Source organism: Symmachiella dynata (assembly GCF_007747995.1).
Taxonomy (GTDB): domain Bacteria; phylum Planctomycetota; class Planctomycetia; order Planctomycetales; family Planctomycetaceae; genus Symmachiella; species Symmachiella dynata.
This window is the reverse complement of sequence record NZ_CP036276.1, coordinates 4,972,343-4,992,805: the sequence shown is the minus strand read 5'-3', so window position 1 is coordinate 4,992,805 and position 20,463 is coordinate 4,972,343. Positions and strand designations below refer to the sequence as shown.

General features: G+C 55.4%; 18 protein-coding genes. 6 read left to right on the top strand and 12 right to left on the bottom strand.

Annotated elements, in window-relative coordinates:
• Window position 1: 1 nt before the first annotated feature.
• The 8 genes from Mal52_RS18920 to Mal52_RS18885 form a co-directional block, all read right to left on the bottom strand.
• The gene (locus tag Mal52_RS18920; RefSeq protein WP_145377961.1) at window positions 2–409 is read right to left on the bottom strand and encodes a hypothetical protein; all 408 of its coding nucleotides are present in this window, start codon (window positions 407–409) and stop codon (window positions 2–4) included.
• A gap of 202 nt (window positions 410–611) precedes the next feature.
• Window positions 612–1,148 (bottom strand): hypothetical protein, encoded by a 537-nt coding sequence (locus Mal52_RS18915; RefSeq protein ID WP_145377959.1) that lies wholly within the window; start codon window positions 1,146–1,148, stop codon window positions 612–614.
• Window positions 1,149–1,233: 85 nt separating this feature from the next.
• Window positions 1,234–3,414: an alpha-amylase/4-alpha-glucanotransferase domain-containing protein gene (locus Mal52_RS18910; protein WP_145377958.1), complete on the bottom strand. Its 2,181-nt coding sequence runs from the start codon at window positions 3,412–3,414 to the stop codon at window positions 1,234–1,236.
• A 427-nt stretch (window positions 3,415–3,841) separates the two neighbouring features.
• Window positions 3,842–4,840, bottom strand: coding sequence for a galactose-1-phosphate uridylyltransferase (locus Mal52_RS18905; RefSeq protein ID WP_145377956.1), 999 nt, complete (start codon window positions 4,838–4,840; stop codon window positions 3,842–3,844).
• Window positions 4,841–5,071: 231 nt separating this feature from the next.
• On the bottom strand, window positions 5,072–5,998 hold the full coding sequence (locus Mal52_RS18900) for an ABC transporter ATP-binding protein (RefSeq protein ID WP_145377954.1): 927 nt from the start codon (window positions 5,996–5,998) through the stop codon (window positions 5,072–5,074).
• A 67-nt stretch (window positions 5,999–6,065) separates the two neighbouring features.
• Window positions 6,066–8,363: a hypothetical protein gene (locus Mal52_RS18895; protein ID WP_145377952.1), complete on the bottom strand. Its 2,298-nt coding sequence runs from the start codon at window positions 8,361–8,363 to the stop codon at window positions 6,066–6,068.
• A 304-nt stretch (window positions 8,364–8,667) separates the two neighbouring features.
• Entirely contained in the window at window positions 8,668–8,988 is a 321-nt protein-coding gene (locus Mal52_RS18890; RefSeq protein WP_197534322.1) for a MazG nucleotide pyrophosphohydrolase domain-containing protein, read from the bottom strand.
• Between the two features lie 153 nt (window positions 8,989–9,141).
• Window positions 9,142–10,260: a zinc-binding dehydrogenase gene (locus tag Mal52_RS18885; RefSeq protein WP_197534321.1), complete on the bottom strand. Its 1,119-nt coding sequence runs from the start codon at window positions 10,258–10,260 to the stop codon at window positions 9,142–9,144.
• Between the two features lie 312 nt (window positions 10,261–10,572).
• On the opposite strand from Mal52_RS18885, the gene Mal52_RS18880 reads away from it, so the two are divergent.
• The gene (locus Mal52_RS18880) at window positions 10,573–10,857 is read left to right on the top strand and encodes a hypothetical protein (RefSeq protein ID WP_145377948.1); all 285 of its coding nucleotides are present in this window, start codon (window positions 10,573–10,575) and stop codon (window positions 10,855–10,857) included.
• Window positions 10,858–10,881: 24 nt separating this feature from the next.
• Here the strand turns inward: Mal52_RS18880 and Mal52_RS18875 are convergent, their stop codons facing one another.
• A complete protein-coding gene (locus tag Mal52_RS18875; protein WP_145377946.1) occupies window positions 10,882–12,738 on the bottom strand; it encodes a sodium:solute symporter family protein in 1,857 nt (618 codons plus the stop codon).
• Between the two features lie 84 nt (window positions 12,739–12,822).
• Window positions 12,823–13,506 carry a helix-turn-helix domain-containing protein gene (locus tag Mal52_RS18870; RefSeq protein ID WP_197534320.1) on the bottom strand — a complete coding sequence of 228 codons (684 nt, stop codon included), beginning with the start codon at window positions 13,504–13,506 and terminating at the stop codon, window positions 12,823–12,825.
• Between the two features lie 210 nt (window positions 13,507–13,716).
• On the opposite strand from Mal52_RS18870, the gene Mal52_RS29900 reads away from it, so the two are divergent.
• From Mal52_RS29900 to Mal52_RS18855, 4 genes are all read left to right on the top strand, one after another.
• Window positions 13,717–13,866 (top strand): hypothetical protein, encoded by a 150-nt coding sequence (locus tag Mal52_RS29900; protein ID WP_197533301.1) that lies wholly within the window; start codon window positions 13,717–13,719, stop codon window positions 13,864–13,866.
• Window positions 13,867–13,929: 63 nt separating this feature from the next.
• Window positions 13,930–15,657, top strand: a complete 1,728-nt coding sequence (locus Mal52_RS18865; protein WP_145377941.1) for a sulfatase-like hydrolase/transferase — start codon at window positions 13,930–13,932, stop codon at window positions 15,655–15,657.
• Between the two features lie 74 nt (window positions 15,658–15,731).
• Complete coding sequence (locus tag Mal52_RS18860; protein WP_197534319.1) at window positions 15,732–16,628, top strand: tyrosine-protein phosphatase; 897 nt, start codon at window positions 15,732–15,734, stop codon at window positions 16,626–16,628.
• A gap of 45 nt (window positions 16,629–16,673) precedes the next feature.
• Window positions 16,674–17,807 (top strand): ABC transporter substrate-binding protein, encoded by a 1,134-nt coding sequence (locus Mal52_RS18855; RefSeq protein WP_145377938.1) that lies wholly within the window; start codon window positions 16,674–16,676, stop codon window positions 17,805–17,807.
• Between the two features lie 28 nt (window positions 17,808–17,835).
• Here the strand turns inward: Mal52_RS18855 and Mal52_RS18850 are convergent, their stop codons facing one another.
• Both Mal52_RS18850 and Mal52_RS18845 read right to left on the bottom strand, forming a co-directional pair.
• Window positions 17,836–18,321 (bottom strand): DUF420 domain-containing protein, encoded by a 486-nt coding sequence (locus Mal52_RS18850; RefSeq protein ID WP_145377936.1) that lies wholly within the window; start codon window positions 18,319–18,321, stop codon window positions 17,836–17,838.
• A 92-nt stretch (window positions 18,322–18,413) separates the two neighbouring features.
• Window positions 18,414–18,845 (bottom strand): dual specificity protein phosphatase family protein, encoded by a 432-nt coding sequence (locus Mal52_RS18845; protein ID WP_197534318.1) that lies wholly within the window; start codon window positions 18,843–18,845, stop codon window positions 18,414–18,416.
• Between the two features lie 156 nt (window positions 18,846–19,001).
• Here Mal52_RS18845 and Mal52_RS18840 point away from each other — a divergent pair, with 156 nt between their 5' ends.
• A complete protein-coding gene (locus Mal52_RS18840; RefSeq protein WP_145377932.1) occupies window positions 19,002–20,345 on the top strand; it encodes an MFS transporter in 1,344 nt (447 codons plus the stop codon).
• Window positions 20,346–20,463: the final 118 nt, after the last annotated feature.

Sequence of the window (20,463 nt, the reverse complement as noted above, 5' to 3'; positions counted from 1 at the left end):
TTCAATTGTCATTCGTCACGCCAACATTGCCACCAAGAATCAATCCCAGCAACATCGGTCCGAGGGTAATCATTACGAAGCCAAACATAGTGAGTTCGATTTCACTTTCGATTGGAATCGAAAAGAGTATCATGATCGAGAAAAAAAGTCCCATGATCACCCCCACCATGCCGCCGGCAAAACTCTTGATCCATCTTGGGTAACCGCAGTAGTCGCAACCAGTACAGTCGTAGCGGAAAAATGACGGCTGGGCTGCGCCTCGCAGTTTGATTTTGACAGCAAAGCGGCACCAAGCCTGACTACCGCAAAGAGGGCACCTGGCGGGCACGAATCTGCGAAAGAATAGCACATAGACCGCGGCGATCCCGCCCAACACGATCAGGCACCACACGGATTCGGACGAAACCATACACAGCGGAATCCCGAACATGCCGATCAACAGTGGGCCATAAACGATCAGGCGACAATGGATTCGCGGCGACATGGCGGTTGTTCCATGTGAAATCAGGCGTTGGCTGACGACGTAATTCGTCGTGTCGGATCGCTCAATCGCCTCATTTATTGGACGATCAAACGTAACCCGTGTCAACCGGTTGCCTGACCGACACCGACTAGATTGCGAACAACAACATTGCAGGAAACTGCAAGGCCCAGGAAATCACATTGTAAATCGGCACTCGCTGGCTCAAGTTGCGCGAACCACGCAAAAATTGATTGAGCAGTAAGAGACAGGTCGTCGCGGCGATCGCGATCTGGGCGAGGTTTGCTATCCACCAACCCAGCATCCGTTCTGGTTGGAAACTATCGTCCCGGACGGGGTCATAGGTACCCGTTGCTACCGTGATGATCATCAACAGCGAGAAGATGGGAATCGGCAACCAAGCGAGCAGCGTCCAGAAATAGAAATACTTGACGTCGCGGGTCTCCTCCACATCGCTCGCCCCATGAGCGACAGCGGATTGCAGACGATGCGATTCACGCAACGTCAGACAAAATAGTAGCATTGTGGGCAACATGACGCTAAACGCCAATCCCCACGATCCGCGAATGTCGACCGGAAGACAGTAAGGGAAGGCGATGGAAATGGGCAGAATCCCCACCATCAGTGACACGTTGAAGACCGGAATCCGCGCTTCACTCCGCAACATGTTTTTTAAGGCTCCGTTCTCTGATTGAATCCTGGATATTCAGAAATCAAACGTAACCCGCGTCAGGTGGCTGCCTGACCTACGACTACGAGGTCAGTGCTGCTTCTTTCAACATCCGTGCTTGCGCTGCTGAGGTGTCGACGTTCATCGATAACTTCACGCTCCAGCAACCACCGGGGGGATTGAGGATTTCCCAGCGGGGAATGACTGCTGAGCTTTGGTGGACCATTTCGAATCCGGATTCGGATTGGCTGATGGTTTGGATCGGGAAGGCCCACAGGGAGCTCGGTTGTGAGGTCTCTAGCGTGACATCCATACCCAGCCATTCGTCGACCAAGCCGATGCGGCCGCAATCGTGGAGGTCCTGGACCGAATCGAGTTGCCCCAATTGCGCACCGTCTGCATCGTAATAGAAACGATCCGGAGCACCGCCCGCCATGCCGGCGAAATTGAATTCGACGCCGAAATGAATCGGGAGATCAGCCGGCAAGTTTTCGAGTTCGTAAAGCACGTCCAACTGTCCGGCGTCGTGCACGTCGAGCGAAATCGTTTTGGTGATTTTGACCTCGTACTGTCCCATGCGTCCCAAACGCCACATGCGGGCTTGGACTTGCTCGGGGGAACGCCGCAACATCGTTTCATAGACACCGGAGACGAAGTCGCCCATTTCCCCAACGCCGTTTTGCGCCTGTTCCCAGGTCAGACCGGGTTGGAAGAAGTGGTCCACCAGACTTTTGTGCGTCCACGTATCGTATTGGATTTTCTTGTCCAGATCGGGTTGTTTGAACGCGACCATGTCGTGAATGCTGGCGACTTCGGACTGCTGATGCTGTTGGTCCCCGGCGGCGCGGACTTTGTCGTGGTACGGTTCGGGACGGCGATCGAGCGTGGCCAACAGATTGTGGCGGATGCTGCGGATGTCCAGTTCGTACAGGTGACCGCCATCGTTCGGTGCGACAAAGCCAATGAGCTTATCCCCGGCGATGCGGATTTCCTTGCGGGCATTCAGATCGTAGTCATCGGCGTCGATCGTCACCCAGGCACCGGTCCGTCCGGCGACTTTGTCCAGCACGTTGTCAGCGGCGATCAGGTTGGTATAGACGGCGTTGCGCAGGTGCGGCAAATACAATCCACCAAAGGCCCCATGCCAATAGCTGCAATTGCACTGTGCGCGATACAGAAATGTGCGGGCCTGCGCCAGCAGATCGCGGCGCTCTTCTCCTTGGGGGCTGGCTGCCAACTCGTCCAGGCGGTTACTGACTAACAGCATCCGCGCGTACATCTCGTTGCTCTCGGGATACTTCACACGGAAGTTGCGCCAAAAGCCGCCGCGGAGAAACTGCTTCAGTTGCGGCCAATCCGGATCCGATTCCTTGGCGTGCGTCATGCGCGACAACACAATTTGTCGTTCTGTGGGCAGCGCCCATTCGGTCATTTCGCGATAACTGGCATCGGGCAAATAGATGCTTCCCGCAGGCGGCACTTCGTCGACCACTTCGGCCAACGTCGAGACTTTCAGCCATTCGGCATTTTCCCGCAACGCATCGAAGAACCGTCGCAGCCAACCATTTTCGTAAACATGGTCTTTTGTACCGGGCCAGGTGCCGAATTTTTCGCCATCGTCGCCGAAGACAATCGCACTCCCCGGATGCCGCTCGGCGACTTGACGCAGGTAGTCAATTGTCTCGTGGGGTTCACTGAAGGGAATTGTGTATCGCAAACGTTCGCTGCCGGGGAAAATCTTCAGCAGCCGACCTTCATCTTCACTGAGATAAAAGTTGTGCAGCTGGTCCGCTTCTAAGCCGGCGCCGCGGAAGTGGTAATCGTCCAGCAGGGTGTATTCCATTCCCGCTTCGGTAATGTCGCCGGTGAAGGATTGTTCCCAGACCCGTTCGGGGACCCACATGCCGCGGACCGTTTGTCCAAACAGGTTTTCCAGATATTGCGTGTAAGCGCGAATCTGTCCGATGCGGTCGCGGCGGGGGATGCAGGCGAGAATTGGTTCGTAAAACGGTCCGCCGAGGATCTCGACTTGTCCCCGTTCGACCAACATCCGCACGTTGTCGATGTATTCAGGATGCGCTTCGACCAACCATTCCAGCAGACTGCCGGAGGTGTGCAGCGCAATCGGCAGATCCGGATAGTCGCGGAGGACCTCAAGAAAGGGAGCATAACTATCGTTGAATGCCGCCTCGAAGACACCGTCGAAATTGCCGATCGGCTGGTGATTGTGCAGGGCGAGTACGAGCCGAAGTGGACCACTCATGAGTGAATTTCCGATTTCACGCAACGTCAAATGAAAACAGTGACTTCCGCGAAACTATCGCGGGTGACATCAGCACAAGTACGATTTTGAGTTGGGAACGCCCAACCGTCGATTCACGAACAATTCGCACTATGCACCTGGGCAGTATTCTCGGCGTTCCGAACCCTGTCGACAAGCGACATCGCTATATTCCGCACAAAGATCAACGAATCAAACGACGCGCGCGGGCAGAATCGACAGATACCCGAATTCTTGCCATTTTGAGACACCCGTCAACACCGAAGCTTTAGGTGATCTATGGATGAAGAGGCGAATTCACAAAATTATGATGCTGGTGTCCCGGAGAACTGTGACGAAACGAAAAATATCGTCGTAGTTGCCGTTGCTGCCTAAATTGCCAGCCGGATCGGCCGAAATGGTGATTTGCTTAATCCAGTGCTGCTCGCAACAACTCAGCCGCATGTTCGGGGCGGATCGGATTGATGAACATGCCGCTGCCATGTTCGAATCCCGCCAACTGCGCCAGACGCGGGAAGACTTCCAGATGCCAGTGAAAGTGTGGCATGGCTGCCGTGCGGAGTGGGGCGGTGTGCAGGTAATAGTTATAGGCCGGATCGTTCAACACAGCGCCCAACCGGCGCAGCGCAGACTTCAAACTCGCCGCCAGCTCCGTCAACTCGGTTTCGTTCTGCTCCTCGAAGTGGCTGGCGTGCGTGCGTGGCAGAATCCACATCTCAAACGGAAACCGTGACGCAAACGGGCAGATCACCACAAACTGTGCGGTTTCCAAGACGACACGACTGCCGACTTCAAGTTCTTCAGCCAGCAGCGCGCAATAAGGGCAGACGCCGCTGTGGCTGTGGTGTTGGAGACTGCCGGCCAATTCTTCCGCCACGAGCAGCGGCACGTTGGGGGTTGCCAGGATTTGCGAATGGCAGTGCTCCATCGAGGCCCCGGCCAGTGCGCCGTAATTCTTAAACACCAGCGCATAGGCAAGCCGCTCGTCGCTGGCCAGGCCGCGTAAGCGGTCGCGATAAACGGTCAGCACATCGCCGACTTGCTTCGTCGAGAGTTCAGCCAGGTTGGTGTCGTGCTGTGGACATTCAATGACCACCTCGTGCGAACCGACGCCGCGCACTTGCTGATAAAACCCGCTACCCGCCGTTTCAGAGTTTCCTTGAGCGGTGACAGCCGGGTATTTGTTGGGGATCACCCGCACGTACCAACCGCCACCATCGGTGGCTGCGGGCGTTTGGCGATAGGCCAGAATCTCTGGCGTGGTTTCGTCTTCATGCCCTTCGCAAAACGGACAAGTCTGCAGGGCTTCTGTCCGCGCCTGTTGGACCAACTCAACAGGCTTAGCCGCCCGCTCCGTCGCCACGATCACCCAGCGGTCGACAATTGGATCTTTACGGATTTCTGACATACAGCGAACAGCAGGGAGAGTGATAGGGCAACAACAATTCGTGAAGACTGCCGACGACTCGTTCCCAAACTCTGTTTGGGAACCAATTTCCCGAAGCTCTGCTTCGGCCGTGATCCCCGTGGTTATCGACGAGACCACGGAAATCCGTTTTCGGTGCGAAGTGGAGCTTTGCGATGCTGGGTTCCCAAACAGAGTTTTAGAACCAGTAAAACTCCGCAGCACAAAATCGGGCTACTGGACTAGACCGCGGGTCAGTTCCATAAACGCGGTTTCCAGGTTCAGTTCCTCTTCGCGGAACAGCGTCAGTTTATAACCCGCTTCGATCAAAAGCGACGGCAGAAAACTGTAGTCCCGGACCTCGGGCTGCAAGCGGACCACGATGACGTCGCCGCGCATATTGACTTCGTCCACTTCGCTGTGTTGTTCCATCAGCGAGGCGGCTTTTTCTGTGTCCTTGGCGACGCAGATGTTCAACAAGATGGCCGACCGGACCTGCTTCATCAAGTCGGTGACCGACCCGTTGACGAGCAGTTCTCCTTTTTCGATGATGCCGACTTTGTTACAGACGTCGGCCAATTCGGGCAGAATGTGGCTGGAGACGATGATCGTCTTGTTCAATTCTCCCAAGCGTTTGAGCAGGTTGCGGATTTCGATCCGCACGCGGGGATCCAAACCACTGGCCGGTTCGTCGAGCAACAACACTTCCGGTTCGTGCAGCAAGACGCGGGCCAGTCCGATGCGTTGGGTTTGTCCGCGGGAAAGCTGGTTGACCATCGCATCGCGTTTGTAGGTCATGTCGACCAGTTCGAGTTTTTCTTCGCAAATCTTCCGTCGGCCCGGTCCGTTAATTCGGTAAGCTGCGGCAAAAAACTCCAGGTACTCGATGACCTTCATATCGTCGTAGACGCCGAAAAAGTCCGGCATGAAACCGACCAGCCGGCGGATTTCCTCCGGGTCGGTATAGATCGATTTTCCACAGACGTAGGCTTCGCCGTAATCGGGGTTGAGCAACGTGGCGATCATCCGCATGGTGGTCGTCTTGCCCGAGCCGTTGGGGCCGATGAACCCAAAGACGTCCCCCTGGTCGAGTTCCAGGTTGAGATGATTGACGGCGATCAGGTCGCCATATTTTTTCGTGAGGTTGACGGTCTTGATCACGTGAATCTTCTCGCAGTCATTTGGTGTCAGCGGCAATGGCCCCGCTTGTTGAAACTCAAATCAATCGCTAACGCTTTGGCCTGGGAGGAGGAGCGACATCGGTTGTGGGCAACGTACGGCGTCCTCCAGAAACATCTGTCTTTCTGACTGGAAGTAGGATGCGGACAAACGTCTCCTGTTGCGTGTTCTCCGGAGTGACACCGTCGACGTGGATCGTCGTTGGTGAGAGATCGATGCGAGCCAGCAAGACCGCACGCCCGAGCCGTAGATGCTTGGAATAATCCAATTCGGGCGAAACATCGTGCGCCAAACCGGTATAGGCGGCGCCGCCGGCAGTCTCATAGAACGTCAGCATCCGCGAGACGTTTTCCAGATCGCGATCATCAGGATTGTAAGTCGTCCGCTCTTCAAAAAATTCATCGAACGACGCTTTGTTGTCATCCATGGTCTTTTGCTTGGCGACGAGACCAGTCAGAAACGAGCGGAGTTCCCGCGACTGCGGGGCATTCGGTCGCCATTGTTGGTAGGGCGCCAATTGATCAATCAGATAAGCCTGTCCCCCATAAGCCAGGACACAATCCCGCAACGGCACCGGAAACGAATGTGAAATCCGACCACGCATACGCCCCATTCCGGAACTCTCTAATTGATTGTCCACCAATCCCGAGCGTGTCGTATCCCATTGAGCGAGGAAGCTTTTGGCGGACCAATGTCCGATTGGCACGTTTTTCATCGTCACCTCATCGGTGCCGTAATCATACGTGCGGTCGGTCAGATGAATTCCACCTTGGCGGTTCAGCCCCCCCACTGCGTCCTCAGCCAAGGCCAACCACGATAGCTCAATCTCACGCGGCGCCGTCTTGTCATCGGCAAACGGTTCGGGCTGTGCCTCGATTGTGTAGAGCTTGTTCTCAGGGCTGTACACACCAAACCAACTTCGCACCAGCAATTGTTCTGTGGAGGTATCAAGATCGATGAAGCTGGTTTGTTTGACCTGGACTGTTTTGCTGTGTGAGGCGGTGCTCATCCAGATGGCCAAACCACCGGCGAGCGCCACAAACAACGGAAACGTGACCCAAGTCAATTCGGGTTTCTTGAATACTTTTTGCACAATCCAATAATCAAGCGGACCGATCAGCAACCCATAGAGCGCAATCAACCCCAGCACGGTCCAAACCGATATCCGCGGGACATTATCCCAGTCTTGAAGGGTGGCGAGGAACTGCGACGAAAGATCAGTGATTCCCCGTTTGGAGAGTTGGCCGGACGCTGTTTGCTGTGACTGAAGGTCGGAGCGGGTCTCCCCGTTCACAAGGTTTTCCAGCAACGCGGTTGCCGCTTTCCAACCTTTGATCGGCGGCAGGTTGACATCGATTGTGAAGAAGACGATCCGTCCCAGCCCATACGGCATGCGAAGCAACGTCGGTCCGGTTCGTCCGCGTTTGACAACCACGCCGTCAAAGTCTGCCTCGTTTTCGCTGATGACCGCTGTTTTGACGCCGCGAAAGCGTGGCAGCGGGTCGCGTTGCCCGGCAATCGATTCGACGTCGCCCAGCTGACGCGTTTCGGCTTGGCCGATCACTTTGACCGGCATCCATTTGGCGAGCGGACTTTTGTCATACGCTTCAACATCGCGGCCCAGTGAAAATATCAGATATCCCCCGCAGCGAACCCACAGCGCCACGGCTGCACTTTGGGGTTCGGTGATCTCTGCCGGAAACGGCTTCTGTTCAGGCGTTGTTGCCGCGGCCGCCACAATCAGTGCGTCGATCGCGGTGTACGACTGCCAAATCGAGGGCAAGTTCTCAACCGAGATGTGTGCAATCACCGGTTTGCCGACTTCTACTGTGATTTCACTTTCAACAGCACCCTCGACCGACGGCGTCTCCAGTCCGGCCGGATCGCCGATGGCGACCCACAATTGTTGTGCGGGGAGCAACCCTTCGCGAAATTGGGGGGATTCGTCGGAGACCCTCAGCAATTTCGAGGCAATTGGCCCTGCATCGGTTTCGACGCGGATCCTCAATTCCCCGTTGGCACGCCCTGTTTTAAAGCGGCTTTCAAAGCGGAACGGTTTGCCGGCGGCCAGCTCAACGGTTTCGCTCGTGAGCACCGACATATCGGCATCGATGTCAGGCACGCTGACGACTAATCGCGCGGAGCAATCCGTCGCCGCACTCACCGTGACAAACAGCGGACTCCACTCACCAACTTTGTAATAACCGTCAAAACCGACAGCGAGATCATCGATCGTCGCTGGCGATGGTTCTTCAGCACCAACGACGCGCGTGCTCGCACTGCCTAGCAACAGGCAACAAAAAACGGTGGCAGCGGTCAGAGACGTTAGAAATGGCGGAAATCGCAATTTTGGTATGCCGTCGTTAGTAGGAGAAACAAGAAATGCCGCTTCTCAGCAGCGACGCTGATTCGCAGGATTTCGTATTGTAGTGAGATGTTTTGGCAGACAAAACGGACACAACCAACCGCTGGGGGCCAAATTACCGAATCGACCCCAGCCGTTTCCCAAGGGTGCCCGCCGCCGAATAGGCCTCATCCTAGCGATCTGGCAAACCAAAGCGGAAGTCCCGACAACGGTTCTACGCCCGAAATTGGCCAGCCGGGGGCGCCTGGCGCGTTTTTTTGCAAAAAATGGGCACAAAAGGCCGCTGTTACGGCTTTTCCGCCGTGTCGCAGGCACAAACCATCGCCCCGCAGCCGGGGCAACCACGGCCATATTTCTCCAACACCGCTCGCTGCAGGTCGATGCCGGCCACATTGGCAATCGTCGCCAGCCAAGCCAGCACATCGGCGAATTCCGCCGCCGTTTCGGCCGGAGTCCCCTCACGCAGCGACGCCGCCAACTCGCCTACCTCCTCCATCAGCCACATAAAGGTCCCATCAACCCCCCGCGCTTCATCCTTCGAGGAATACATCCGTTGGATGAGTTGCTGCAATTCCGCCAACGTCAACGTCTCAGTCGGTTCATTCACAATTCGGTTCCGTAATCGTCAATTGTCGGGTGCGCCGCGACGCACCTTTCTTGGTAGGACAAAAAGTCATTAAAAAAAGAAAACCTCACGCAAAGCCGCTAAGGTCGCAAAAGCTCGCAGTCCTCGTGGCAAGTGTCTCTGATACTCTCAAAATCAATCCGCCCAGGGCAACAACGCCGCACGCTGAACGCTGCCGCTGTCTTGGTCGGCAAAGGCTTGGTCGATATGTTTCAGTGGATAGTGATGTGACAAAATCTGCTCAAACGGATAGACGTCGGCCTTGGTGCTCAATAGGTCGAGAGCTGCTTTCAAGCAGTCCGGATCATACCACATGATGCCCAACAGCGACTTGCCGCCATGCACCAATACCGACGGATCGATTTCGACCTGCTTGCCTTGATTGATATTGCCGACCTCTAAATACGTGCCCCCTTGGGCCAGCATGGCCAATCCTTCGGGAACCACCGCCGGCAAGCCCGAAACCTCCAACACCGCATCCGCCCCCCACCCGTCGGTCAATTCCCTTACGCGCCGCACACGGTCGTCGGGGTGCGGATAGTCGGCAAGCAACAAGGTCTCGTCCGCACCAAACGCGCGGGCGAGCTCTAACCGTGACTCGATGCCGTCGATGACAATAATCTGCGCGACACCCATTTCCCGAGCGACAGCCACGGCGTTAATGCCCAATCCTCCCGCCCCTTGAATCACAACATGATCGCCCAAACCAACACGGCCGCGACGAAAGGCCTCGATAACTTGCGCTAGCGCACAGTTCGCCGGACCAGCCAAATCGTCCGACACATTCGCCGGAACCTTGAAAACCGCTTGGCCGGGATTCAGGTAATAGTATTGCCCATAGGCGGCGTTGAAGTGCGGATACTCATCCGGTGGATAACGATACCGCAGCGCCTCGGAGCAACGCGGCGTACTGCGCCGCAAACAACTGCGACAACGGCCACAGGGACAGAAGTACTGATAGACAATACGATCCCCGACCGCGAGTGGTTGCCCCGCCGAGTCATGCGTCACCCCCTCGCCCAACTCAGCGACTTCTCCGGTCATTTCATGCCCAATGGAAAGGCAAAACGGTTCCGTATGCCCGCGAGAGACATCGTATTCCCCCCGCCAAATATGCAGGTCGCTGCCACAGACATTCGCCATCCGCACCTTAACGAGCACCGCCCCAGCCGCCGGTGCAGGGACCGGGTATTCCCGCAGCGCAAACGGCTTGCGCACTCCGGTAAACGCGGCGACTTGTCCGGTAGTGGTCATCGTTTTGGCTCCTGGGGGTGAGAAAGATGCGAACGTTATTAAACGCGGTTCCAAACGAGTACGCAACATCGGGAGGGTAAGCCGCATTACCGAACGCACCCTACAATAACACGTACAAAGCCACCACCAACACCATTGCCACGGCATACACCGCTGCCCGGCTTTCATCCGAGGCCCATTTTGCGGTACATAGGCTGACGGCTCGCATTGACGTGCAGTAAAGAGGCCTGCTCGCTCACTGACAAAACTTCTCTCGCACGATTCACTTCAAGTCGATATCGTAGAGACGTCTCTACTACAGGAGCACCTGCGATGAAATGGCGTTATGGACTGCTCGCGATTCTGTGTTTGGCAATGACCTACCCTTTGTCGGCGGGGCCCTACGCGCGATTTTATGCAGAGGGATATGTCAACCTAGAGGTTTCTGGTTGGCTTGATCCGTTGTATGAACCACTCGTGCTTCCGGGCGAGAAATATCCAACGTTCGACAGTTTTTACGACCGATATCTTGAGGCGTGGTTAGGTGGCGAAACGGAATTGGTGGAATACAAAGCCGGATTCTATTACCGAAATACTGAATTCGCTTGCATCTTCTAAGTATTTGCGAATTCCAGGTAAGTCTTACCCTGTGAAATACAACACGACCACCAACACTATTGCCACCGTATACACCGCTGCCCAGGTCCAGCCGGTGGCGAGGTAACGGGCGAAGCGGGAATCTTCGATTGCGGCGCGGGTGTGCATCTCGGTTTCCTCGGCCGGCAGAAATCGGCCCGCTGCCAATAACACGCCCGCGACAAATCCGCTCAGCAGACCCAGAAAAATGGGCACGTTCCACGGCTTCGGTAGGTCGCGATCAAAAATGGCCGCCACGATCATGCCTAATAAGCAAACCACTCCCATGCCAAACCCCGCACGCCGACGCGGGGTCCAATCGCCGGGTGTAAACCGCATGCGATTTAACCAGACCGCATGCTCCGCTGCCCGGTTTTCATCGGAGGCCCATTTTGCGGTGCATAAGCTAACGAGAATCAACACGGCGCCGCTCAAAGGCATTCCGACCAGCGCGCGGGTCGGCGCCTTGGTGTGGTCCCAGGCGAAGATGGGCCAATGACTCAGCTGCAGCGCATCACCAATCGCCGCCCAGCCACCAAACGCTCCAACCGCCGCATAGCCGATGCCAATTACCAGACAGGCCCAGGCTCCGGCCGTTGTGCCGCGACGGAAAAAGAGTGCACCGGCGATGACCACAAAAATGGCCGGTTGGAAAATGCTACCGATCATCCAGGCGGAGTCCAGAAGATTCATTTCCGAGCGGTGACACAGCACAGCATAGACCAACCCCATGCCGCCGGCCAACATCGTCACGACACGGCCGACAAGCAGATAGTGTTTTGTCGAGCGATCCGGATTAGCGGGGCGATACAGGTCACGTTCGAACAATGTCGCCAGACTGTTAAGGTAGCTCGAAGCAGTCGAGTTCGAAGCCGCCACGAGCGCCGCCAAAAAGATCCCGCCCAATCCAATCGGCATCAGTTTCTGCACCAGCATCGGCAAAACCGAGTCGGCCGAACCGGTCGGCGGTTGCAGTTCCGGATTCACTCCCGCCACCATCACCGGCACGATGTAACACAGCGTCAACGGCCCAGTGAGCAGCGCCGCCCACAGCAGCCCCTTGCTCGCCTCTTCGACGTTCCGTCCGGCGAAGCTCCTCTGCAGCATGTATTGCGACGTAAACCAATACGGCAAGCCGAGCACGAGCAACATCAACATCGTCAGGTAATCATCCGGCTGTCCGGCGGGCCGCCACATTAGCCATTTTTCGGGAGCGATCTTCGCCGGATCAAACAGCACCTCAATCCCGCCGCCCGCCTTGAGTCCCAAAGGCAATAAGATCACTGCTCCTAGGATGATCAAAAAGGCCTGCAACAAATCGGTGTAGACAACCGCCAACAACCCACTGAACAAGCAATACATGATCACCACAGCAGCGACGCCGATCAGCACTCTTTCGAAATATTCGCCGCCCCCGAACGCACCTGTTAGTACCGTGGCGCAGGTCAGCATCGTCACGCCACTGAACAGCGCATAAAACAACATCCACATGCACGATATGGCCATCGCAATTCCAGAGCCGTAACGCCGCTGGAGCAATTCCGACAGCGTGGTGATTCCCAACCGGCGAAATCGCGGCAAGAACGTGACCGCACTAATCGCCGCCAACATATTGCCGGTCCAAGCCATCAGCAGCAGTGCCGCTCCGCCGGAATAAGCCCGCCCTGCCGGCCCGACGAGATAGACAGCGGCCACATTGGTCGCCATCACCGACCCACAAATCGCCCAACGATTCAGCGACCGCCCGGCAATGAAATAGTCATCCTCGCTACGCACATACCGCGTCAGCCACATACCGACCCCGAGCATCGCGAAGAGGTAGGCGACGACAATAGCGAGATTGACGGCAGCGGCTGCAGGCATGCGGTGTTCCTGATATGTGGCGGAGGCATTTGAAATCTGCCACACCAGCCTACGCGAATTCAATTGCGGGCGAAACCTTCGTCGTCACCCTCCGCTACGTCGGCGCCGGAGTGTTGCTGAGGGGAGTTCAGAGAACAATCGGCGGTAGTCGGCTGCGAATTGGCCCATGTGCCAGAATCCCCATTGGCCGGCGATGTCGTTGATCTTCTTGAGTTTACAAATTTGCGACCGCAATTCCCGCCGGACACCGTTGAGCCGTATTGCTTTGACGAACGCCTTGGGAGTCATGCCGTAATGCTCACGAAATGCATATTCCAAAGTCCGCTCGCTGACCTGGGCAGCTTGGCACAACTCATCGACCATGACAGGTTGGTTGCTGTGCTGAAAAACATAGTCTTCCACCTGTTTGATTGCACGTTTCCGTCGACCCGGTGCATCGCATTTTGATGACGAACGCGATGCCGCGATCAACTTGACGAGATCGCCCAGCAATTCGTGCTCCATCTCATACCTTACAAAAGAGCAACTCAAACGATCCGGATACGCTTCGACGAAGTTGCAGAGTCTCGACAATTTGGCACGCACGTGGGCAATCTGCACAGGAGGACACGTTACGACTTCGGCACCGTTCAGTGATTCCAGAAATTCCGGGATTTCGAGTTCTCTGCAAATTTGTTCCAGCTGTTCCTCTGTGAAGGAGTAGGTAAAGATTTCAAAGTCAGCGCGCGAAATACTATGAAGTTCTCCGCCAGCGGGGAAAATCAACACATCATTATCCGAGATTGTGTGTCTTCGCCATTGGAAACATCGATGCCGACGCGATGGGATGGCAAAGGTGCGCATGCCTGCTGGGGGAGTGCCTTGCTGTAACAAGGTTCGATTGAATCGCGCGTGTGCGAGAACTGTTTGGTTCGTCGAGAATTGCAACAATCGGCCGCGGAAATTGCCGTTTTCAAGTTGGCGAAAGTCGAGGTCCCAATGTCGAGCCTCCTCCGTCAATTCGTCAAAGTCATCGAAGATTCGGTGAATGAAAAACTGCTGCGGCTCGACCATGATCGCCCTATCGAAACTGCCGTGATTTACTCGCGTTGCGGTTTTTTGATGTCGGCGCTCTTTGCCTCACTATAACATGATCTAGAAATCACACGGGAAAATACTTGGTTTTTGTCGATATTTTGGAGGAGGCAGTAGATGTTCCGGATCGCAGTATTTGCGGCACTCATTCAGTGCTTGGGGCTAGGGACGGCTGTTGTCTATGCCCAGGATCACATCGTTCATGACGCGGAGTACTACGTACTCGAGGCGCAAAACGGACGCAAATGGGCAGCCGAGGATGAGGGGCTGGATGCTCGTTTGGCAGAATTACGTAAGAAACATGGCCGGCCGCCGAACATCGTTCACGTTATGTGGGACGACACCGCCTACGGCGACGTGGGGATTCCCGCAATTCAAATGGTTCGCGGATTGAAAACGCCCAATCTGAACGAAATGGCCCGCCAAGGGCTGATGTTCACAAGGATGTACACGGAAGTCGGTTGCACGCCCAGTCGGGCGGCTTGCATGACGGGTCGACATCCGGTCCGCAATGCGATGTACAACATCGGCATGCTTCGCGAAATGCACGGGCTGCGCGGTGAAGAACTTACGATTGCTGAAGTCCTCTCCCAAGCGGGCTATGCCACGGCCTTTCATGGAAAATGGCACTTGGGCGACATTGAGGAAAGCTATCCGCACAACCAAGGATTCGATGAGGCGTTTTTCACCTGTTACAACCAGATCTTGTCGTTGTGGACCCGCAAGGGCGAAGCCGGCAATGCGACGATCGGGTTGTTTGAGGACATGTTGCCGAATGATCCCTACAAATTGGACGACACGTTCGTCACCAAAGGCTGGGTGCAAATTGCTGAAGGCACCAAGGGCGGAGCGACACGGCAGTGGGGCGACAATAGTCACGACAATTACATGAAGATTGATCCAGAAGCGCAGCGACGGACGCTCGAATTTATCGAACGCAATGCGAAGAAAGGTCAGCCGTTTTATGTCGCTAACTGGCCCAATATGGCATCCTTTTTGCCGCAACCTGATAAGTTTTCTGTGGCGAGGAGCTTGTTACAGGATGGCCTTGAGGGCAACATCGATCCATTTATTGGCAAGTTGCTCGCCAAGATAAATGAACTCGGCATTGCCGAGAACACTCTCGTGGTGGCGATGGCCGATAACGGGCCAATGGCGCATAATCCGCCCCCTGGTTGCGGTTTTGCGGAGACAATTTTCCGCGGAGGCAAGGGGGACTTCCTGGAAGGGGGAGTGCGGGTCCCTGCTCAAGCTTGGTGGCCCGGCACGATCCAGCCAGGTTTGGCGGGTGACATTCTGCACGAGACGGACTTGTTTACAACGTTTGCCCGTCTTGGCGGCGCCACACAACACATCACGACCGACCGCATCGTTGATGGCATTGATCAAACGGCGCTGTTGTTGAACGGCGACACGCACAGCCGCCGGGATTATGTATTCATTTACGCCGGCCCCAATCTCGGCGCAACGGTTAAGGGAAACTTTAAGCGGCATTGGATTTCATCCGACCCGATCGGTGAGGCAAGCGGTATTCCGGCCGGTTTCTTTTTCTTACCTTCGGATCCGCGTGAAAAGTCGCCCATGCTTGTCAATCTCATCCATCTCAAGAGCCCTTTCAACCGCATGCGGGTACGGCACGAGTTATGGAAAAAGCGTTACCCGGATCAGACCGAAAAGCACGGTGTGCCTTTCACCGGTATTGAGAACGCGCCCCCAGAAGTCAAGGCTCTCTCGCAGCCCCCGGCTTCATTGAAGAACCTGCCGTTTGATCCCTTGGAATACGTCGAGAATCTTGACGATCTGCCATTTGACTCTGAACTCGACGCTGGTCTTGGTGAACGATAGTTAGAAGTTTCGCGCGTCGCCGCCCCGTCAAATCACCGGCGGGGCGGCGGCTCGAAATGGGGGTGGAGATGATCATGTTGACGCGTTATCGCACGGCCGGATGGGCGGCCTTTGTCGCCATTAGCGTTTCCGTCGGGGGGCTCAAAGCCGCAGATGCCGACGCACAGAATGGAAGCGATGACGACCGACGACACGTTGTCTTACAGGGCCAGTCCAATTTTCGCGATATCGGCGGGTACAAAACCTTAGAGGGCCGCAGTGTAAAATGGGGAGAAATATTTCGCTCCGGACATTTGTCCCGGCTCAGTGACGATGACGTTCGCCGCTTGGGGGAATTGAATGTAAAAACCGTCATCAGTTTTTTGACGGAAAAAGAAATCCAAGCCGGTGGGCCAGACCGACTTCCGCAGAACGTCCGTGAGGTTCATCGTCCGATTGATTCAGATACAGGGCTCGCCGTAAAGATTCTGAAGGCTCGTCAAACGGCAGATTTTTCCAAGGTGCCCCCCAGTCTGAACAGCGACATCCACCGCTTGCTCAGCCGAGACGCGCGAGACGAGTACAGTGCCTTGTTGCGCGATTTGGCCGATGGCGACAACCGCCCGTTAGTTTTTCATTGTTCGCACGGCGTGCATCGGACTGGGACAGCCGCCGCGATCGTGCTATCAGCACTTGGCGTACCTTGGGAAACGGTCAGGCAGGACTATTTGCTGTCTAACGATTATCGTCGACAAGAAGTCGAAAGACGTCTGGAGCAATTCAGAAAACAAGCGGCGCAGAATCAAGGTGTGACGCCTGACAAGGTGGACATGACTAACTTTGAAGCGTTTTACAGATTGAAAGGTGAATACATCGATGCCTCCTTTGACGAAGCCATCAAACAGTATGGCTCGGTGCAAATCTATATTCGAAAAGGCCTGGGCGTTGACGACAAATTGCTTAATCAACTCAAAAACGAACTGCTGGAATAGAGTCATCGCTCACTAACTTCCAATTGTGAAAGCAGTGAAAACCTCATGAGCCAATCGGTAAATTCAAAACCCAGCGTCAAAGCGTCGCGTCGACAATTCATCGCCGCCGGCGCATTGGCAAGTGTGGTACTCGCCGAAGACGCGGTTTGGAGCCAAACCAAGGCGCCGACCGCAAATAAGCCCATGCTCAGTCTGGCAGGTTATGCTTACGATCGGGTTCTAGGATTGGTCGACGGTCGCGTTCCGGTGAAAGGGTTTCAGACGAATTTTGACCAAGCCGATATTTATACTCTCAATGCCAATGCGATGGGCGGCAAACAGACTTGGAGTGTGCAAGAGATTGGATTGCACCCCTATATGTTGGCCTATGCCAACGACATGTTTCGCGATTACGCGCTCGTTCCCGTGTTTCCACTTCGCATGTTTCGCCACCGCAGTATCTTCATTCGCACAGACCGCGGTATCAAAACGCCCGCCGATCTTCGTGGAAAAACCGTCGCTACGCCGGGCTATTCACAAAGCTCTCTGACGTGGATTCGGGGATTCCTGCAGCACGAATACGGTGTGCTGCCGGAAGACATGAAGTGGATTGTGACCACAAAAAGCTCGGATCAAGGGGCCGTGTCGAAAAACGAATCTGTCCTCCCCCAAGATGTGCCAATTGTCCCCGGGCCCGCGGGTCAGGATGAATCCGATTTGTTGCGATCGGGAGATGTGGATGCCGTATTTCACGCGTTGGAACCCAAGGCGTATATCGACGGCGATCCCAATGTCGAACGCCTGTTCGGCGACTACCGGAAAATTGAACGCGATTATTTCACAAAGACCGGAATTTTCCCGATCATGCATGCCGTCGCAATTCGCCGTGACGTCGTCAAAAGATTTCCACAACTGCCCGTCGCAGTGTTCAATGCCTATTCACAGGCCAAACACCTGATGTATAGCAATCTGCAGAAGCAAACCGCATTCATGATGTCATTACCGTGGGCGGGAAAAGAATTAGAGGAGACGCTTGACCTGATGGGTGAGAACTTCTGGCCTTACGGAATCAAGCCGAATCGCAAGGCGTTGGAGGCGCTGTTTTTGTATTCGTTCGAACAAGGGCTTTCCAAGAAACAACTGACGATCGAAGAGCTGTTCTTTCCGACGACATTGGAATTGGAAGAGGCGAAACTGTGAAGAGATCGCGCCGGGAACCACAATATCGTCACACCATGAAACCGTAGTAATAAACCGCCAGACCCGTGACCGAGGTCATCGTGATGTCGATCGTCGACAGCCATGCCAGCGGTTTGTGTAGGCCGCTGTGTTCCGAGGGGACCGGCGGGGAGGGGAATCGTTTCCAGGCCAGGATCAGCGTGGTGGCCCATAAGGGAACGGTGGTGATGGCAAAAAACAGATGCACGTACATCACCTTCCAGAAGAAACTGAGCTGCGCTGCTGTGAGTGGAGTGGCGCGTTTCTTGAGGATCTCCTCGATGCCTCCTTGCAGCCGCATATCGATTTCAAAGGCGGCGACTGCTGCGAGTAGCGTCACCCCCAGCAATATCTGCATATTGCGATGCAGCAGGTAGTTGTGTTTGATTTTGACCAGATAAATGCTGAACAGCAGTAGCGGCACGATCAAGACCAGCGCGCAAACGACAAAATCCAACATCAACGAAGTCGGGTAACCGAGAAATCCATCCGCCATGGGCCACCATTGCTCTAATAAGGTGAAAAATCCGTTTCGCGCTACAAGACGATAGCACAAGCCCCCAGGATGGCCAAGACTGCGCGATCTGGTCATCTGAGGGACGTGCGGAGTTGCAGCGCCTGTTCGACCTCCACCCAAATGCCGGGGGAAATATCGTGCGGCGCTCCTTGGGCGACTTCGGTCAATGCCTCCTCCAGGGGGATTTGTCGCGCGCGCGCTATAGCGGCTGCCGCAATCAACGGAGACCTGCTCATTCCCGCGCTGCATCGAATGAGCAAGCGGATGCGATCAGTGAGACATGTTGCGGCCAAGTCGATGGCCATATTGATCAGCTTCGGCGAATTGCCTTCCCCATCAACCAACGGCAATCGGCAATAGATGATATCGCGCGGATAAACGATCACCGGTTCTTCGATCGCCAAATCAATGACCGCTTTCACTCCCACGCTCAACACGCTGCTGATATCATTTGCGGCTCGGGAGTTAGCGATCCACAGCCAGCCTGGAATGATCTCTCTCATGACACCCTCCTTAACACATTCTTCACAGTTGCTCAGATTGCCCGCTGGGTCCGCTTGCATTACCGCCGAGTGACTGCGACAGTAGTGCCACGTTGCCTCGCCGCGCGGGCGATATACAGATTCCCTTCCCCGTTCATTGATTGTTGAATTCGCCACATGGATGATACGAAACTGAACCGTTGGCAGTACATCACGATGGCCACGCTGTTCACGGGGTATGCAGGATATTATATCTGCCGGTCAAATTTTTCAGTGGCGACACCATTGATTTTGACGGAATTCAAGGATGTGGGCATCGACAAAGAAGCGATCGGCAGCGTCGCCTCAGCCGGAGTTCTGTTCTACGCCTTGGGAAAAATCACCAACGGCCTGTTGGCCGACTTTGTCGGCGGACGTTTGTTGTTCATCGGCGGGATGGTCGCCTCGGTGCTGTGCACCGTTGCATTTGGTCTGTCAGTCGGATTGGCCGCCTTCACTGTGATTTGGGCAATCAACCGGTACGTGCAGTCGGGCGGCTGGGTCTCATTGGTGAAGGTCTCTTCACGCTGGTTTCCGCTGCGGCGGTACGCCACGATTATGGGCGTGCTCTCCATGAGCTATTTGTTAGGGGACGCCTTTGCGCGGGGGTACTTGGGTCTGTTTCTCGAAGCGGGCTTTGGTTGGCGGGGGCTGTTTTTTATTGCGGCGGCAACGGTCGGAGTGATCGCGGTTGTGTCGTTATTCACGCTCAAGGGCAGCCCGCAAGAAGTCGGATTGCAGGAACCCAATGCCAACGCAGCCAACGTCTATGGGGAGACCGGCAATGTCCCGGTGCCTCCCAGCTTTCTGAAATTAATCGGGCCACTGCTGGCCAGTCCAGTCTTTTGGATCTGCGCAACCCTCAATTTTGGGCTGACATTGATTCGTGAAACATTCAATTTCTGGTCGCCGACCTTCCTTGCGGAAGTGACCGGTGCAAGCAATAGCGGAGCGGCGATCGGTAGTATGGTATTTCCGCTAGTGGGCGCCGCTTCGGCGCTGACTGCGGGGTCATTGTCGGATCGTTTCGACGGACGACATGGTCGTGTGATCTTCCCGGCGATCGTATTGTTGACGGCCGCGCTATGTGTGTTGGCGTTTGTAAATATGTCTAACCAGTATTATCTAGCGCTGCTGCTATTGTCGTTGGTATCGTTTTTTTTGATCGCGCCCTATTCGTTCCTATCGGGGGTCATCGCCATGGACCTCGGGGGCAAAAAAGGCAGTTCGACGGCGGCCGGACTGCTCGACAGCGCTGGTTATCTCGGCGCCTATATTTCAGGGAAGGGCATCGGCAAAATCGCTGACGAATACGGCTGGTCGTCCGCTTTTGGCTTTTTGGCCGGAGTTTGCGGCATCACCGCCATCGTCGCCGCGGTTTATTGGATTCACCAAGAACGAACACACGGCAAACGGGGGGCGTTGGCCAGTGTTGTTGAAGTCGACGAGAAATCCGACCCACCGGCAGCGTCCGAGGACTAGTTGGTTAGACAATTCGAAATCCTGATTCGGCTGCACGGAGCATCAACCGCGTCGCCGCGGCCCGGTTGTGCCAATTCTAGGAATTGTTCCGCCTGCTGCGCCGGATTGCAAAACACCG

Excerpts from the sequence above, each read along its gene's own strand:
- Mal52_RS18885 (WP_197534321.1), bottom strand. The coding sequence starts at position 10,260 with ATGACCACTACCGGACAAGTCGCCGCGTTTACCGGAGTGCGCAAGCCG.
- Mal52_RS18855 (WP_145377938.1), top strand. The coding sequence starts at position 16,674 with ATGAGCCAATCGGTAAATTCAAAACCCAGCGTCAAAGCGTCGCGTCGA.
- Mal52_RS18905 (WP_145377956.1), bottom strand. The coding sequence starts at position 4,840 with ATGTCAGAAATCCGTAAAGATCCAATTGTCGACCGCTGGGTGATCGTG.
- Mal52_RS18920 (WP_145377961.1), bottom strand. The coding sequence starts at position 409 with ATGGTTTCGTCCGAATCCGTGTGGTGCCTGATCGTGTTGGGCGGGATC.
- Mal52_RS18840 (WP_145377932.1), top strand. The coding sequence starts at position 19,002 with ATGGATGATACGAAACTGAACCGTTGGCAGTACATCACGATGGCCACG.
- Mal52_RS18865 (WP_145377941.1), top strand. The coding sequence starts at position 13,930 with ATGTTCCGGATCGCAGTATTTGCGGCACTCATTCAGTGCTTGGGGCTA.
- Mal52_RS18915 (WP_145377959.1), bottom strand. The coding sequence starts at position 1,148 with ATGTTGCGGAGTGAAGCGCGGATTCCGGTCTTCAACGTGTCACTGATG.
- Mal52_RS18875 (WP_145377946.1), bottom strand. The coding sequence starts at position 12,738 with ATGCCTGCAGCCGCTGCCGTCAATCTCGCTATTGTCGTCGCCTACCTC.
- Mal52_RS18860 (WP_197534319.1), top strand. The coding sequence starts at position 15,732 with ATGTTGACGCGTTATCGCACGGCCGGATGGGCGGCCTTTGTCGCCATT.
- Mal52_RS18880 (WP_145377948.1), top strand. The coding sequence starts at position 10,573 with ATGAAATGGCGTTATGGACTGCTCGCGATTCTGTGTTTGGCAATGACC.
- Mal52_RS29900 (WP_197533301.1), top strand. The coding sequence starts at position 13,717 with ATGTCGAGCCTCCTCCGTCAATTCGTCAAAGTCATCGAAGATTCGGTG.
- Mal52_RS18845 (WP_197534318.1), bottom strand. The coding sequence starts at position 18,845 with ATGAGAGAGATCATTCCAGGCTGGCTGTGGATCGCTAACTCCCGAGCC.
- Mal52_RS18850 (WP_145377936.1), bottom strand. The coding sequence starts at position 18,321 with ATGGCGGATGGATTTCTCGGTTACCCGACTTCGTTGATGTTGGATTTT.
- Mal52_RS18910 (WP_145377958.1), bottom strand. The coding sequence starts at position 3,414 with ATGAGTGGTCCACTTCGGCTCGTACTCGCCCTGCACAATCACCAGCCG.